Annotated in this window: 8 protein-coding genes, 9 pseudogenes and 1 other annotated feature; of the genes and pseudogenes, 7 read left to right on the top strand and 10 right to left on the bottom strand. The window is 60.3% G+C overall.

Annotated features, from left to right (window positions below; translation table 11 throughout):
• Nucleotides 1-2,141, bottom strand: a 2,141-nt coding sequence (locus tag ACP15K_RS03220) for a hypothetical protein (protein WP_424989802.1), incomplete at its 3' end; no start/stop codon positions are given.
• Between the two features lie 351 nt (nucleotides 2,142-2,492).
• Nucleotides 2,493-3,217: pseudogene (locus tag ACP15K_RS03215) on the bottom strand (IS5 family transposase).
• 275 nt (nucleotides 3,218-3,492) lie between these two features.
• On the opposite strand from ACP15K_RS03215, the pseudogene ACP15K_RS03210 reads away from it, so the two are divergent.
• A pseudogene (locus ACP15K_RS03210) lies at nucleotides 3,493-3,852 on the top strand (IS5 family transposase); the annotation flags it as partial.
• A gap of 148 nt (nucleotides 3,853-4,000) precedes the next feature.
• The gene (locus tag ACP15K_RS03205; RefSeq protein WP_424989801.1) at nucleotides 4,001-4,504 is read left to right on the top strand and encodes a hypothetical protein; all 504 of its coding nucleotides are present in this window, start codon (nucleotides 4,001-4,003) and stop codon (nucleotides 4,502-4,504) included.
• 297 nt (nucleotides 4,505-4,801) lie between these two features.
• Here ACP15K_RS03205 and ACP15K_RS03200 read toward each other — a convergent pair.
• Both ACP15K_RS03200 and ACP15K_RS03195 read right to left on the bottom strand, forming a co-directional pair.
• Nucleotides 4,802-5,059: pseudogene (locus ACP15K_RS03200) on the bottom strand (integrase core domain-containing protein); the annotation flags it as partial.
• Nucleotides 5,060-5,123: 64 nt separating this feature from the next.
• A pseudogene (locus ACP15K_RS03195) lies at nucleotides 5,124-6,158 on the bottom strand (IS256-like element ISPebe1 family transposase); the annotation flags it as partial.
• Nucleotides 6,159-6,206: 48 nt separating this feature from the next.
• Between ACP15K_RS03195 and ACP15K_RS03190 the strand changes: the two are divergent.
• From ACP15K_RS03190 to ACP15K_RS03180, 3 genes and pseudogenes are all read left to right on the top strand, one after another.
• Complete coding sequence (locus ACP15K_RS03190) at nucleotides 6,207-6,527, top strand: transposase (RefSeq protein WP_424989800.1); 321 nt, start codon at nucleotides 6,207-6,209, stop codon at nucleotides 6,525-6,527.
• Nucleotides 6,528-6,590: 63 nt separating this feature from the next.
• Nucleotides 6,591-7,675 (top strand): IS3 family transposase gene (locus ACP15K_RS03185; protein ID WP_424989799.1). Its coding sequence is split into 2 segments (ribosomal slippage): nucleotides 6,591-6,852 and nucleotides 6,852-7,675, totalling 1,086 coding nucleotides; the frame shifts between segments, so codons are not numbered across the junction.
• 12 nt (nucleotides 7,676-7,687) lie between these two features.
• Nucleotides 7,688-7,806, top strand: a sequence feature (AL1L pseudoknot).
• Nucleotides 7,705-8,637: pseudogene (locus ACP15K_RS03180) on the top strand (IS3 family transposase); the annotation flags it as partial. It overlaps the preceding feature by 102 nt.
• Before the next feature lie 41 nt (nucleotides 8,638-8,678).
• Here ACP15K_RS03180 and ACP15K_RS03175 read toward each other — a convergent pair.
• Nucleotides 8,679-8,921: pseudogene (locus ACP15K_RS03175) on the bottom strand (IS30 family transposase); the annotation flags it as partial.
• A gap of 97 nt (nucleotides 8,922-9,018) precedes the next feature.
• Here ACP15K_RS03175 and ACP15K_RS03170 point away from each other — a divergent pair.
• Nucleotides 9,019-9,210 (top strand): annotated as a pseudogene (locus tag ACP15K_RS03170) (integrase core domain-containing protein); the annotation flags it as partial.
• 37 nt (nucleotides 9,211-9,247) lie between these two features.
• On the opposite strand, the pseudogene ACP15K_RS03165 reads toward ACP15K_RS03170, so the two are convergent.
• From ACP15K_RS03165 to ACP15K_RS03150, 4 genes and pseudogenes are all read right to left on the bottom strand, one after another.
• Nucleotides 9,248-9,391 (bottom strand): annotated as a pseudogene (locus tag ACP15K_RS03165) (IS5/IS1182 family transposase); the annotation flags it as partial.
• A 76-nt stretch (nucleotides 9,392-9,467) separates the two neighbouring features.
• Nucleotides 9,468-10,663 (bottom strand): annotated as a pseudogene (locus ACP15K_RS03160) (DUF932 domain-containing protein).
• Between the two features lie 89 nt (nucleotides 10,664-10,752).
• Entirely contained in the window at nucleotides 10,753-11,841 is a 1,089-nt protein-coding gene (locus tag ACP15K_RS03155; protein WP_424989798.1) for a site-specific integrase, read from the bottom strand.
• A 488-nt stretch (nucleotides 11,842-12,329) separates the two neighbouring features.
• Complete coding sequence (locus tag ACP15K_RS03150) at nucleotides 12,330-12,587, bottom strand: pyocin activator PrtN family protein (protein ID WP_054538582.1); 258 nt, start codon at nucleotides 12,585-12,587, stop codon at nucleotides 12,330-12,332.
• 281 nt (nucleotides 12,588-12,868) lie between these two features.
• Here ACP15K_RS03150 and ACP15K_RS03145 point away from each other — a divergent pair, with 281 nt between their 5' ends.
• Nucleotides 12,869-14,062 carry a DUF932 domain-containing protein gene (locus ACP15K_RS03145; RefSeq protein WP_424989797.1) on the top strand — a complete coding sequence of 398 codons (1,194 nt, stop codon included), beginning with the start codon at nucleotides 12,869-12,871 and terminating at the stop codon, nucleotides 14,060-14,062.
• Nucleotides 14,063-14,137: 75 nt separating this feature from the next.
• Here the strand turns inward: ACP15K_RS03145 and ACP15K_RS03140 are convergent, their stop codons facing one another.
• Nucleotides 14,138-15,151, bottom strand: a complete 1,014-nt coding sequence (locus tag ACP15K_RS03140) for a hypothetical protein (RefSeq protein ID WP_424989796.1) — start codon at nucleotides 15,149-15,151, stop codon at nucleotides 14,138-14,140.
• Between the last annotated feature and the right edge of the window lie 116 nt (nucleotides 15,152-15,267).

Here is a 15,267-nt window from a genome sequence, read left to right as displayed (position 1 = left end):
GCCGCATCGCTCCAGCGGTTGCCCATGTGCCAGCCGCGTTCCCGCGCGGTGCTGGCGGCGAGGTCGAAGTCGATGCCGGTCTCGGCCAGCACAAGCTGCCCGTCCAGATGCGCCGTCAGCAGGTCGGCGCGGGCGTCAAGCTCCAGCGTCAGGCGGTGCGGGCCGTCGGCCTGCAGGTCGGTCAGGCGCCCGCTGGTGACCGAGGCGGTGCCGCCCTCGGCGGTGCTGGCGGTGAGTTTCAGCCGGTCGCCCACCAGTTCCGCCTCGAAGCGCCGGTGGCTGGACAGCAGGGTGCTGCGCTCGGTGACGTCCAGGTCCACCTGGAACAGGATCTCGGCGGCCAGATGTTGGCTGTGCAGGTCGCCGGGCAGGCCGGGCAGGTGCAGGGCGCCGCCGGTGCCGAGGCTCAGCTGGCCGTCGCCCTCGGTGCCGGTCAGCCGGGCATCGCCCATCAGGTTGGCCGCCAGCGCCGGATCCTCCAGGAAGTCGAAGCCCTCGGCCATCACCGCCTGCGCCAGCAGCGTGGCGCTGTCGATCTCGGGCGGGAACACCGGCGGCACCGGGGCCGGGCTGAGGATCGGATCGGAATGTTCCACCAGACCGGTCAGCGACAGGTGGCGCAGCCCGCCCTGGGCATCCGCGTGCCAGGGCGAGCCCAGCATCAGCCCCTTGCGGGGCATCTCGGGCAGGGCGCCCTCCAGCGCGACGGTGTCCTGCAGCACCCCGTCCAGCGTCAGGGTCAGCCCGCCCCCCCCGGCGGCGCCGTCATAGGTCAGCGAGACGTCGTGCCAGCCGCCGTCGCCCAGGGGGCCGGGGGTCTGCACCCGCGCGCTGTCGCCCGTGGCGGTGGTGAGAACCGCCTCCAGGCCGCCCTGATCGGTGACCGAGACCATCAACACCCCCTTGAGCAGGAACACCACGCCCCGGTCCTGCCCCGTCTCCAGCCGCAGGCCGGCGTCAAGCCGGAAGCCGGTGCCGCCGCCCAGCGGTGCCACCGCCGAGGCCGGGGTTTCGACCACCGCGGTGCCCAGGTCCAGCCCGGTGCCGCCACCGCCCATCGGGGTGAGCGCCGCCGCGGGCAGCAGCAGCGCCTGCATGGTGCCGTCTTCCAGCATGCTGAGCAGGCCGGTGCCGCTGTCAAAGGCCAGCAGCGTGGCATCCACCGGGGTGCCCTCGGCCGGGTCATGGGAGATCGGGCTGAGGATCCCCCCGACATAGCCCGGCGCCCCCGGCCGCGCGCTTTGCGCCTTCACGTTGCCCGAGACCGACCAGTCGGCCTGCCCGGAATAGCCCTTCACGTCGTAGGTGATGTTGTCCGAGATCACCACGTTGGTGGAATGCGGCGCCACCCGGATGCGCGGGTCGCCGGCGCCCTTGGCGGTGTCGGCATCGGGGGCTTCGCTGTAGACCAGGATGTTGTTGCGGATCACCGCCGCATCCACCGCGCCCAGCTTGATCCCCGACACCGTGCCCGAGATGATCACGTTGTTCTCGATCAGGATGTTGCTGTAGAAGATCGCCGGATCCGCATCGCGGTTCGACGCGCGGCTGTTGTCCATATAGATCATCTGGCTGCGGTCGCCGTCGGCGATGTCGAAATAATTGTTGCGGATGACCATGTTGCCGGGCTTGCGGGCGGGATCGTCCTGACCGCTCCAGACCTGGATCATGTCGGCGTGGTCGCCCGACTGCATCGACCGGCGGATCGAGTGGAACTGGTTGTCTTCCACCAGCACGTCGCGGGTGTCGATCAGGTTGAGCGCATCCGAGCGGATCTCGTGCAACTCGGTGCGCAGCAGTTGCGCCCCATCCACCCGCGCCAGGTAGATGCCCTTCCAGAAGCCGGTGACCTCGCTGTCCTCGATCACGATGTTCTGGCTGTCGCGGGCGCGCATCCCGGAACCGGTGAAATGATCGTCGAGGCTGGTGTTGCCGGTGCCCGAGGCCATGTCCCCGGTCAGCAGCACCCGACGGAAGATGATGTCGCTGCATTTCTGGACCGACAGCATCTCATTATTTAAAGAGTCGCCGTTTTGGAACGTATAGTCGAAGGTCACATCCTCGAAAGTCACGCCCTTGGCCTCCCTTAGCATCCCGCCGGTGAAACTCACTGTGCCGGGGGTTTCACTCTTGAAGGTCAAGTCGGTGGCCGTATTTGCGCTAAGGTTCAAATAGCCGAAATTGCCAGGCCCAAGTAGGAAGACCTCCCCACCCGATGCCTTGGCCAGGGCCGAATTCAGCGCAACGACGCTGTCAATCTTGAGGATCATGGAATTGGACACGTTCAGACACCCCTTGATCGCCGGTCCGTCACAGGACGGAGCGGCGCGGTGCCCCCATGGCAGGGCAACCTCGGGGGTGCGGGTGAAGAAAGTCTTAAGCGGGACCGTTGTACTGGCGCCGGAATATCTCGCATTTTCTGCAGCTTGCACCGGTTTGGCTTCGGTAGTAGTCAGCGTGGTAGCCACGCTAGGGTCCAGACTCATTGATGTTCATAACCAGAAGATGTCAGCGGCAGCCAAGGCGATGGCTGACAGGAAGACTTTCGGGCATCTGTCGTAGCGTGTGGCGATCCGGCGCCAGTCCTTGAGCCTGCCGAACATGATCTCGATGCGGTTGCGCCGCTTGTATCGGCGCTTGTCGTATTTCACGGTCGTCTTGCGCTGCTTTCGACCCGGGATGCAGGCGCGTATCCCCCTGTCTTTCAAGGCTTCGCGAAACCAGTCGGCGTCGTAGCCGCGATCTCCAAGCAACCAGTCCACCTTCGGCAGGCTGCTGAGCAGCGCCCGTGCGCCGATGTAATCGCTGACTGGCCCTGCGGTGACGAAGAGATTGATAGGCCGCCCTTGACTGTCACAGATGGCATGCAGCTTGGTGTTCATGCCGCCCTTGGTCCGACCGATCAGACGTCCACGCGCCCCTTTTTGACCCGCAGGCTCGTCGCCGTGCGATGGGTCTTGAGATAGGTCGCGTCGATCATCGCCGTCTTCTTCTCGGGTTCCTCGGCGGCCAGGCCCACAAGGATCCGAGCGAACACACCCTTGTCGCTCCAGCGCTTCCAGCGGTTGTAGAGGGTCTTGTGCGGGCCGTATTCCTTGGGCGCGTCACACCACCTCAAGCCATTGCGATTGATGAAGATTATCCCCGACAGAACGCGCCGATCATCGACGCGGCGCTTGCCATGGGACTTCGGAAAGAAAGGTTCCAGACGCGCCATCTGCGCGTCCGTGAGCCAGAAGAGATTGTTCATGTCACCGCTCGCTTTTCGAGCAATGAATCAGAAGGTTAGAACCTGATCAATGGGTCCTGACCCTAGCACCCGGTGGAGGTCCTGCCCAGGTGCTTGCCGACCGGCTTTTGCGGCTCGAGAGCAAGGAAACGTTCCGGCGCAGCGTTCTAATCACGAGAGGCGGGACGATCGCGCATCCCAGCGTGATCGGTATTGATGACCAGACCTTGCGAAAGGGACAGCGCTATGGAACGCTAGTCTGTGGCCTTGGGGCGCCCCTCCGGATGTTCCTGACGGCGGGCCAGCGCAGCGATTGCATCGGCGCGCGGGCGCTCCTCGACAGTCTGCCCCCGGCCAAACACATGCTGGCAGATCGAGGGTATGACGCGGACTGGTATCGCGAAGAACTTGAAAACAGGGGCGTCACGCTCTGCATCCCGTCGCGAAAGGGTCGCAAGACGCCGATCCCTCACGACGAAACGCGTTACCGCCTGCGCCACAAGATCGAGAATAGTTTCGCGCGGCTCAAAGACTGGCGGCGCATCGCCACCCGCTACGACAGGTGTCCCAAGGTGTTCTTGTCGGCACGTGCTCTCGCTGCGGTCGTCATATTCTGGTCATGAATCCGGACCGTAGAACGTGGGGAATAGACTCCGTTTTTGCGCGTTGCCCCACAATGTTGGACCACCGGACGCACATTTAATCGAATATTTAGCAGTTCATGATGTTTTTTAGGATGTGGAATCAGAAACTCTTCAGCGAGTATTTGTTATGAAAGAAGATGGAATCATCCGGCCCAACAAGCCTGCTTCGCCCACTGAATATTCATCTTTCAGTTTGTCAGAATCAATAGTTCGAGATGAAGTTGTAATCGAGGAGTTAGACGCAACTCCTTCCGAAATGAGATTGCTGGCCATCGCGAAACTTCCCTCTAGAAACATATCTTTGCCAGTGTATGGGGGAAATCCTGTCACATACTCCAACGCTCTTGATGTCCTAGAAGCAAAGTTGTTTCTATACTTTATTCGGGAAGGAATCGATGAATCAAGAGCTCTTGAGGTATCTGAAGAGGTGATTATTGGACTGCTGGAGTCCGACTGGCAAGAGGAGCTCAACAACAGATTCGATTGTAGCTATAAATGGTTTGATGTGAAATTGAAGAACGTGCTCTTTGACGCCCTTAGCATTTTTGAGCTGGCCGATTTTTTTTCAGCCGAGACAACAAAAAAGGCAGTTTGTACGAAATTTTTTTCTACTGATGGTCATCATTTTTAGGCTCAAGACCCATTGATTTTTTCCGGGATGCGTGTTTTGCGGTTCGAAAAAGAGCGGTGACAGTCTGATCTCATCTGGTAGTCGGACGAGCATAGTGAGCGCCCGGTGAACCCGACCTTGTGGGAGCAATGCGCGCCGTGTGAGGCAGATCAGCGTGCAATTTAGTGCCCAGTAGAATCTGATGGGCACCAAAATATGGGCAGGAAACAGGGGTCGCGGAACTACCCGCAGGAATTCAAACGTCGCGTCGTAGGTCAGGTGGACCTGTCACGCTTTGATGCCGCTCCGATTTCTCACTTATGCAGCCTGAGCCTTGAAGGCCAAGGGACTTTTCCAGCCGAGAGCTGAATGCTTGCGGCGCGGATTGTAGAAGCCGTTGATGTATTCGAAAATCGCCAGTTCGGCAGCCCGCCGTGTCGGCCATGACCGGCGCCAGATCAGCTCGGCCTTGATCGTCTTGAAGAAGGTCTCGACCGCCGCATTGTCGTAGCAGTTGCCTTTCCCGCTCATCGAGACCTCAAAGCCATGCTGGCGCAGGATCTTCTGGTAGTCGTGGATGATGTCCCAGGAGGTGGTGTAGCTCGCCGTGGGCCTCGCGCTTTCAGGCGGGCCGAGTTGGTCAGTCGCTCTGCGCTGCAGGCAGGCTGACAGTGAGATCATCGCAGACGGGCGCGAGCGTTTCCAGTGTCATGTATCTGGCACGCTGAACCGTCCATTCCTCGGTCTGCTCCATGAGGATTGCGCCGACGAGGCGCCGGATCGATGCTTCGTTCGGAAAGATGCCGACGACATCCGTGCGTCGCTTGATCTCGCCGTTCAGGCGTTCGATCGGGTTGGTGCTGTGTAGCTTGGTGCGATGCTGGGCCGGGAAGGTCATGTAGGCCAGGACGTCCTCCTCGGCGGTGTCCATGAGCGTGGCCAGCTTCGGTAGCTTGCCCCGCATCTGGTCCGCCACCAGCCGCCACTGGGCCTTCGCCGCCGCATGATCGGGCTGGGCGAAGGCCGTGGCTATGAAAGCCGAGACCACCCGGCGGCTGTTCTTACCGGCATGGGCGAGCGCATTGCGCTGGAAGTGGACCCGGCAGCGTTGCCAGGTCGTGGACAGGACCCGGGCCGTGGCAGCCTTGATGCCCTCATGCGCATCGCTGATCACCAGTTTCACGCCGCCGAGGCCGCGGCGGACGAGGTCACGCAGGAACTCGGTCCAGAAGGGCTCGGCCTCTGAAGCGCCGATCGCCATGCCCAGCACCTCGCGCCTGCCGTCGGTGTTGACGCCCACAGCGAGCGTGACCGCGACCGATACGATCCGGCCACCCTGGCGCACCTTGAGGTAAGTGGCATCGATCCAGAGGTAGGGCCATTCGCCCTCGATCGGCCGCGTCAGGAAGGCGTCCACACGCTCGTCGATCTCCTCGCACAGGCGGCTCACCTGGCTCTTCGATACTCCGGTGCCGCCCATGGCCTGAACCAGATCGTCCATGGACCGTGTCGAAACGCCATGGACGTAAGCCTCCTGGATCACGGCTGTCAGCGCCTTCTCCGCAGCACGCCGGGGCTCCAGGAAGGAGGGAAAGTAGGAGCCGGTGCGCAGTCGGGGGATGCGCAGCTCGACGCTACCGGCGCGGGTCTGCCAGTCCCGGTCACGGTAACCATGAACCGCCCCGGATTTACCGGAGAGTAAAACACTCAAAGGATGAGCCCTATGACGACAAGACGATTCACCCCCGCCTATCCGGCCGAGCTTCGCGAACGCGGTGTTCGGCTGGTTCGTGAGAACCGTGCCGATTACAGCAGCGACAGCGCTGCATATCGGGCAATTGCACCGAAGTTGGGAGTTTCGCCGGACAGCCTGCGCGTCTGGTGCCAGCAGGCCGAGCGTGATGCCGGGCAGCGGGCGGGGCTGACGAGTGCGGAGAAGGACAGGATCAAAGATTTGGAGCGGGAGAACCGTGAGCTTCGAACCGCCAACGAGATCCTGAAGAAGGCCAGCGCATATTTCGCGGCGGCGGAGCTCGACCGGTAATCCCCCCGAAAATTAGGGGTGTGCGGAAGTAGAATTTTCTCGAAGATCAAAGAGGAGATTCTGATGAAGAAATCGAAGTACAGCGACGCGCAGATCATGGCGATCCTGAAGCAGGCAGAGAACGGCGTGCCGGTTGCTGATCTTTGCCGCGAGCATGGGATGAGCAGCGCAAGCTTCTACAAGTGGCGCTCAAAGTATGGCGGTATGGATGCCAGTCTGATGGCGCGGATGAAAGAGCTCGACGAAGAGAACAAGCGCCTGAAGAAGATGTATGCTGAGAAGAGCATGCAGAATGATCTGCTTAAAGAAGCCCTCGGAAAAAAGTGGTGAGGCCATCTCAAAGGCGCGAGATGGCCGAATGGGCAGTGCGCTATCGATCTGCCAGCATCGCTCTGGCGTGCAGGGCGTTCTCGATCAGCGAGACCTGCTATCGCTACAAGCCGAAGCTCAGCGATGACAACGAACTGATCGCCAATTGGCTGGTCGCGCTGACGAACGCAAAGAAGAGCTGGGGCTTCGGCCTTTGCTTCCTGCATCTGCGGAACGTGAAGGGGTTCAAATGGAACCACAAGCGGGTGTACCGCATCTATCGCGAGCTGGAACTGAACATGCGGATCAAGCCACGTAAACGGCTGCAGCGCGAGAAACCGGAGCCGCTGGCGGTGCCTGAATCCCCGAACGAGGTTTGGTCCATGGACTTCATGGCCGATCAGTTGGCGGACGGCAGATCATTCCGAACGCTGAACGTGCTGGATGACTTCAATCGCGAAGGGTTGGCCATTGAGGTCGACTTCTCGCTGCCTTCTGAGCGCGTGGTTCGGACATTGAACCAGATCATTGCGTGGCGAGGGAAGCCCTTGGCGATCAGGGTCGACAACGGCCCTGAATACGTCAGTGCCAGGCTCCAGAACTGGGCTGAGAACGCCGGGATCAGGTTGATCTACATCCAGCCGGGAAAGTCTCAACAGAATGCCTATGTCGAAAGATACAACCGGACCGTCCGCACGGAATGGCTGGGGCGATACCACTTCACGAGCATCCAGGAGGTGCAAGACCATGCCACTCGTTGGCTCTGGACTTACAATAACGAAAGGCCAAACATGGGCATCGGCGGGATGACCCCGATGCAGAAACTGAAAGCAGCTTAGATTCTACTGACGCGCCCCTCTAAAAATGGGGGGATTACCGACCGCCCGTTCAAACGATGATCGCGTTCATCGATGATCACCGAGGGGCTTTTGGTGTCGGGCCGATCTGCCGGGTTCTGGGGATCGCACCATCCACGTTTTATGCGCACAAGGCCGTTGAGCGTGATCCCTTGTTGGCATCTGGTCGTGCAAAGCAGGATGCTGTTGATCGGGCCGCCATCCAGGATGCCTTCGACAACAGTCGCAAACGCTATGGCGCCCGCAAAGTCTGGCACCAGTTGCGCCGCGAAGGGCGGGACATCGCCCGCTGCACCGTGGAACGGCTGATGAAGGTTATGGGATTGCAAGGCGTTGTACGCGGCAAGAAGGTCATCACGACCAACCCCGATGCAGCGCAACCTTGCCCGGACGACAAGGTGAACCGAGCCTTCGTGGCAGCCATGCCGAACCAGCTCTGGGTTTCGGATTTCACCTACGTCTCAAGCTGGCAGGGCATGGTGTACGTCGCCTTCGTCATCGACGTCTTCGCCCGGAAGATCGTCGGCTGGCGCGTTTCGACCTCGATGACCACCGGCTTCGTCCTCGACGCACTGAACCAGGCGATCTGTCAGCGGGCGCCATCCGAAGCCGACAAGCTGATCCATCACAGCGATCGGGGCAGCCAATACCTGTCGATCCGTTACACCGAGCGTCTGGCCGAGGCCGGGATCGACACCTCGGTCGGCAGCGTCGGCGACAGCTACGACAACGCCTTGGCCGAAAGCATCATCGGTCTGTTCAAGACAGAGGTCATCAATTTCCTCGGCCCCTGGAAGTCTACCGGCCAAGTCGAATTGGAAACCCTGAAATGGGTCGACTGGTACAACACCGGCCGACTGCACAGCGCCATCGGATATCTCACCCCGCAAGAAGCAGAGGAGGATTTCCACGCAAGCTTGAACGCTGCCGAAAAAGCAGCCTGATCATTGAACCAGAAACTCTCCGGTAAACCCGGGGCGGTTCACGTCACGTTTACCTTCCCATGTTCTTTGCGGAACATCATCAGATCCCACTCCCAATGGCCGAATTCAGCGCGTTCTGAGATGCGGTCAGGCCTGTGTGACAAGCTTTGGGCATCAAAGATGTGGGTCCGGTTGTGCCTGCGATACCCACGCGGCCTGCGGCGACGGCGATGTTCAGGCAAGTGGCGATACAACTGTTCGTCGCGACCATCCTTGGAATAGGCAAACCGATAGATGGTCTCGTGGTGTCTGACGTCAGCGCCAATGGGACAGTTTAGGGTAATTTGATAAGAGAGGGTTTCTGGCACATCGTAACCACCAAGGAGTGGAGATGAGACAGAAAAGCCTCAACAGAATGCCTATGTCGAAAGATACAACCGGACCGTCCGCACGGAATGGCTGGGGCGATACCACTTCACGAGCATCCAGGAGGTGCAAGACCATGCCACTCGTTGGCTCTGGACTTACAATAACGAAAGGCCAAACATGGGCATCGGCGGGATGACCCCGATGCAGAAACTGAAAGCAGCTTAGATTCTACTGACGCGCCCCTCTAAAAATGGGGGGATTACCGGGCGATCCAGAAAATTCCATCCAAAACAAGGCGGTGGTTGGTGGGCTTGCGCCCATTCGGTGCGCGGGCAGCCAGGATGAAGTGTTCAAAGAACCTCCATTCCTCATCGGTCATCAAGTCTCGTGCCAAGCTGGTCCCCATAACAGATACCAGCTTGAATCACGCCTGAGGGCCAGTGTGAATTCTTTTTGTCAACATGGCCTAGAAGCTGGTGGTGCTAGACTGCAGATTTCTCCAAAAGCACCTTCGCCTTCCCCTCCATCACCAGCCGCGCATCCTGCTGCGGCTTCGACCGGGCCACTGCGGTGATCCCCTGCACGAAGTCAAAGACGCTCTCGGGCGGACGGCCTTCCTCCGCCAGGACCGTCTCGACGATCCGCCCCGTCTCCGCCTTCGAGAATCCGCGCTTTCGCAGGAAATCCTGACGGTCCTCGTCCGACCGCGCGACGATCCTCTCCCGCGCCGCGCGGATGCCGTCGATGAAAGGCGCCGGCGAGGAGTCGGCGAAGCGGCTGAGCGCTGGCGCGGCCTCGTGAGCGAAGCGGGAAGCGGCGTATTTGGAGTACCGGATCGTGATCTCCTGGAAGTCCTCGACGCCCCACAGGTTGCGGTTCTGGCAGACCGCGCGCAGGTAGAAACTCGCGATGCCGAGCGTCTTGGCACCGACCTCGGAGTTCCAGCAGTAGAACCCCCGGAAATAGAGGTCGGGCGAGCCGTCGGGCAGCAGCCCCGCCTCGATCGGGTTCAAATCGTCGACGAGAAACAGGAACACGTCGCGGTCGGAGGCGTAGAGCGTCGTCGTCTCCTTGTCACGTCCACGCGGGGATTGTAGATGCCGGTGGACCAGTCGAGCACACCCGGCAGCTTCCAGCGCGTGTCGCCGGTGCCGTTGCCTGCGATGTGCTGCACGGCGGAGACCAGTTCATGGTCGTAGATGCGGCCGTAGTCGGGGCCTGTGACAGCGCGCAGTTCCGTGCGGCCATCCGCGACTTCCATCGTCTTGATCTGCTCGGCCCGGTGGTTGGTCAGCCCGTATTGCAGGTTGATCCCCGCCAGCGGCGCGGGCAGTTGCCGCAGATAGGCGGCGGGCGCGCCGACGAGGCTCGCGAGCTGGCCGAAGGACCAATGCGTCGGCGCGATGGGTTCATCCGCACCGGGCATGACCAGCCCCAGCTTTTCCGGGTTGTCGCGATGCGCCTCGATCCGGATCGCCGCGCTTTCCACCGTCCGCGTCCGGCTCCGCTCCGCCCGGCCCTTGACCGAGGCGAAAAGGTCGTCGAGCGACAGATGCCGCTCGTCATCCGGCCGCGAGAACCACTCCGACGACACGCGGTCCACGCATCCGCCGCGCGACACATCCACCTTGTAGCCGCCGGTCATATCACGCCCGGCATCCATGATTTCGGTGTTCATTGGAAAACCTCCGCGACGGGCGGCCGAAAGCCTCTCTCTCGACCTCCAAACCCGTCACGGGCCGAGACGGCACCCCTCTAACTCTCCGATCACTCAGTTGCGCGGGTCTCGAGCGGGGAAGGGGCGCGCGACGCGGCGAGCCGGTGCAGCGTTTCCGGGCGGATATGCGTGTACCGGCGCAGCATTTTCCAATCCTTGTGGCCGGTGACCAGCGAGACCTGTTCGATCGCGAACCCGGCCTCGAACAGGCGGCTTGTGCCCTCATGGTGTAGATCGTGGAAATGCAGGTCCTTCACGCTGACCTCGACGCAGGCGCGCCGGAAGGCCGTTCCGACCGATTTCGAGTTGTAGGGAAAGATCCGGCCCCTTGCGTGCCCGAGTTCCTTGGCCTGTTCGGTGACCAATGCCCAGGCATCGAACCCCGTGGCGGCGAAGAGTGGGATCCGCTGGTCGTTCCCGGTCTTGTTGCGCGGGTCCTTCCTATCGCGGATCATGAGCATCCGGCGGTCGACGTCGAGATCGGTCCATGCGACGCGGCAGATCTCATCGAGCCGCATCGCCGTGGCCACCGCGAACTTCACGATGCGTGTCATCGGCAGGGTCAGGCGCTCGTTGTCTTCGAAGCAGCGGAAGAGGCGGTTCAGCTCGTCCGTGGTGGGGCGACGATCCCGCTCTGTGCCTTTGCCGATCAGACCGAGACGCTTGAGCGCGACGCGCGCCAGATCGACGGGTTCTGGAGAGATATCGAGCCCGTGCACGGCCGCCGCATGGGTGATGATCATCTTGATCACGCCGATATCGATCCCGAGAGTTACCGGTCCCGCGCCTTGCTCGGCGCGCATCTTGCCGTAGTCGATCAGCTTTTGCCGGTCGAGGTGCCCGATCTTCTCCTTGCCCAGATCGCGCTTGAGCGTCGTGAGCGTGGCAGCCTTGCTGCGACGCGGCGGTTTGCCTACCTCGCACATATCGATTATGTGGAGATCGATGAGATCGCCGAAGGTGGTCAGGCGTGAGACGGACGACTTGTTCGGCGCCAACCCCTGATCCACCCGGGTCTCCGCTTGGCGGGCCCAGCGATGGGCATCGTCGCGACGGAGAAACGTCTCGCTCGCGTAGCCGCCCTTTCGTCTGACCTGGACCCGGTAGGCACCGGAGGGGAGTTTGGTGATGGAGGCCATTTTCGTGTGCGCTGTATGTGCAATGAGTCGTCGTAGAGGGGCAAATTCGGGGATATCGGGGCGTATTCCAGCGTAGAAGCTGTCGCCGCCAACAGTTTGAAGATACACAAGAAATGAAAATAAATCAACACGCTAGACTTTCCATTGCCCCTATGATGGACTGGACAGGCAGTTCGAAAAGTCTGTGATTTTTCAATTTTCTAAGGTCATGTTGTAACCCGTGTTGTAAATCATGTTGTAAGTCCATCCTGGTCGCGCGCACAAAACGTAGGCAGAGAATCTGATAGGCCATCGTCGAGCGGCCCCGTTTTCGAATTTAATTTCAGAGGGTTGGGATCGGGCTGGAAAGGTTTTGCCCAGTTTTTGACCGGCGAAGCTTTAGCCAGCTGGATAGGATGGATCGATGCGGTGACAAAACCCCTCGCCAGATTACTTCCAGTGGGTATTTTGGGCCACAGGACGAGCCTCCTCTGAAGAGCCGAAGATGACTACTTGAAGGCGTCCCGCTCGTACAGCGCGACCTCGCGACGCTTGTCGAGATAGGTGGCGAGATCCGAAAGGTGGACGCCCTTCGCGCTCTTCTGGCTGCGCTCCGATCGCACCAAGGGCAGATCGATTTCACCGGAACTGACTTTCCTGAGAAACTTCGGCAAGGTCAGATGGGAAAAGTAGTCTTTGCAGACCGCATCGACCGGCACGACCGCGCGGCCATCATATTGAGCCATCAGGAGAAAAAGCGTGTTCATCGGTCAGTCTCGGTGGTTTCTCTGCTCCGCATCCTGACCTCAGCCACGTTGTCCATCAATGCGAGCGAGCGGCGGTGTTTGGTGTGATCAGGGACCTTGATCGTGAAAAGGGCGGCAATCGGTGGCAGAAGGGGGCGAATAAATAGGACAGAATGCGATCAAATCGGCGGACTTCCTGCGGACGTTCACCGGGTTTCCGAGAGCCAGAGGCGGGCAGGGAGGGCCGTGACGGGTTGAGGGCTGGAGGAGAGGCTTCCGGCGTCCGTCGCGGAGGTTTCCCAATGAATACCGAAATTATCGATGCCGGGCGTGACATGAGCGGCGGCTACAAGGTGGATGTGTCGCGCGGAGAGAATGTGGATCGCGTGTCGTCGGAGTGGTTCTCGCGGCCGGATGACGAGCGGTATCTGTCGCTCGACGATCTGTTCGCTTCGGTCAAGGGCCGGGCGGAGCGGAGCCGGACGCGAACGGTGGAGAGCGCAGCGATCCGGGTCGAGGCGCATCGCGACGACCCCGAGAGGCTTGGGCTGGTCCTGCCCGGCGCGGATGAACCCATCGCACCGACACATTGGTCCTTCGGCCAGCTCTCGAGCCTCGTCGGCGCGCCCGCGGCCTATCTGCGGCAACTACCCGCACCGCTGGCGGGCATCAACCTGCAATACGGACTAGCGAACCACCGGGCCGAGCAAATCAAGACAATGGAGGTCGCGAACGGTCGCACCGAACTGCGCGCTGTTACCGGCCCCGACTATGGGCGCATCTACGACCATGAACTAGTTTCCGCCGTGCAGCGGATCGCGGGCAACGGCACCGGCGACACCCGCTGGAAGGTCCCCGGCGTGCTCGACTGGTCGACCGGTATCTACAACCCGCGCGTCGACGTGACGAAGGAGACGACAACGCTCTACGCCTCCGACCGCGACGTGTTCCTGTTCCTTGTCGACGACCTCAATCCTATCGAGGCGGGGCTGCTGCCTGACGGCTCGACCGACCTCTATTTCCGGGGGTTCTATTGCTGGAATTCGGAGGTAGGCGCGAAGACCCTCGGCATCGCCAGCTTCTACCTGCGCGCGGTCTGCCAGAACCGCAACCTCTGGGGCGTCGAGGATTTCCAGGAGATCACGATCCGGCACTCGAAATACGCCGCCTCCCGGTTCGCACATGAGGCCGCCCCGGCGCTTAGCCGCTTCGCGGAGTCCTCTCCCGCGCCGTTTATCGACGGCATCCGCGCGGCGCGGGAGAAGATCGTTGCGCGGTCGGACGAGGACCGTCAGGACTTCCTTCGCAAACGCGGGTTCTCGAAGGCGGAGACGGGGCGGATCGTCGAGACGGTGCTGGCCGAGGAAGGCCGCCCGCCAGAGAGCGTCTTCGACTTCGTGCAGGGGATCACCGCAGTTGCTCGGTCGAAGCCACAGCAGGACGCGCGGCTGGTGATGGAGGGGAAGGCGAAGGGGCTTCTCGAGAAGGCGATGTAGCGCCGAACGCCCGGCGGCGGTGCAAGCAACCGACGCCACCGACGGTCAGAATTCTGCATTATGGCATTTAAGTCGCTAGATCATGTAAGATGGAAGTGAAACTCGGCTGCGTTTCACCCCGCGATCAATGGAGCCGCGGATCGAGGCTAGCGTCTCAACCATTTCGTATCCTGTTTTTGGAGGGGCCAACTTGTTTGCCAAATCCGCTGCCAACGGAGAAATTATTCCTCCTGCAGCGGCACCTAATGCACCGCCGGTCAAGTACCCAGCGAGTGCTCCTCCTACGCCCCATATGACATTCTGATTCAGAACTTGATATGCACGATGACGCAATGTACGCCGTTCATTCAACGCCGCCTGAACTCGGCGCTCGATATCCGACGCAGCGTCCGAAACTGCGCTCCCAAGATGATCAAAGTCGGAAATGCTCTCGAGCCTATAGTTCTCTGTAATTTCTCTGACCATAGTTTCAATTTTTAAACGGGCCGGTGCATAAGATGCACGTACTTCTGCGTACTCTCCAGACCTCATTTCAACGATGTCGCTAGGGATGGATAATGAAACCACCGCAGACATCAAGAGCGCGTGGCTTTCTGACCGTCCTCGCGACGGAGAGTACGCCTGATTGCAGAAGTCTTTATTTTCAAACGTCACGGCAGGCACTCGTTCTTGCTGCGAAATTTCTCTCGCGAGTCGTGCCAATATGAAATCGCCGATCTCCGGGTACATGAGGACAGGGTTTTCCTCAACCACCTGCCCGGTTTCTGGGTTTCGGTACATCCGCATGGGTATTGCGACCCGCTTATGACGTAACTCTTCGAGTTTCGATTCCGGAATCTTCTGAGCGGCGATCATAGACCAACCACTTCGAACGAATTCGTTGATTTCGTCTTCCTGATCCCAATCGGCGACACCCCACTCATCAAATCGTATTTTGTAAAATTTCCATTTTTTCGTCGCCTTCTTTGAACATTGCGCAACAAGCCGATCAAAAACTTTGCCTACTTCCTCATCGTCAACCCAATCTGAGTAGCGGTAAGACGGGTCGAAGAAATCGATTTTACAGCCAACATCGACGAGTTCAGCCACATGTTCTCTATTGGCTACGTGAGATTGATCGACATGCGGCACTATTGTTCGCAGTTCATCGTAGAACAGCAACAGCGACCTAAGGCGTGCTGTGCTTGGTGTGTAATGAGGAAAAT

This window comes from Fluviibacterium sp. S390, assembly GCF_049800695.1.
In the GTDB taxonomy this organism is placed as follows: domain Bacteria; phylum Pseudomonadota; class Alphaproteobacteria; order Rhodobacterales; family Rhodobacteraceae; genus Meridianimarinicoccus.
The sequence above is the reverse complement of the archived record's forward strand: the minus strand, read 5'-3'. Positions and strand labels throughout refer to the sequence as shown.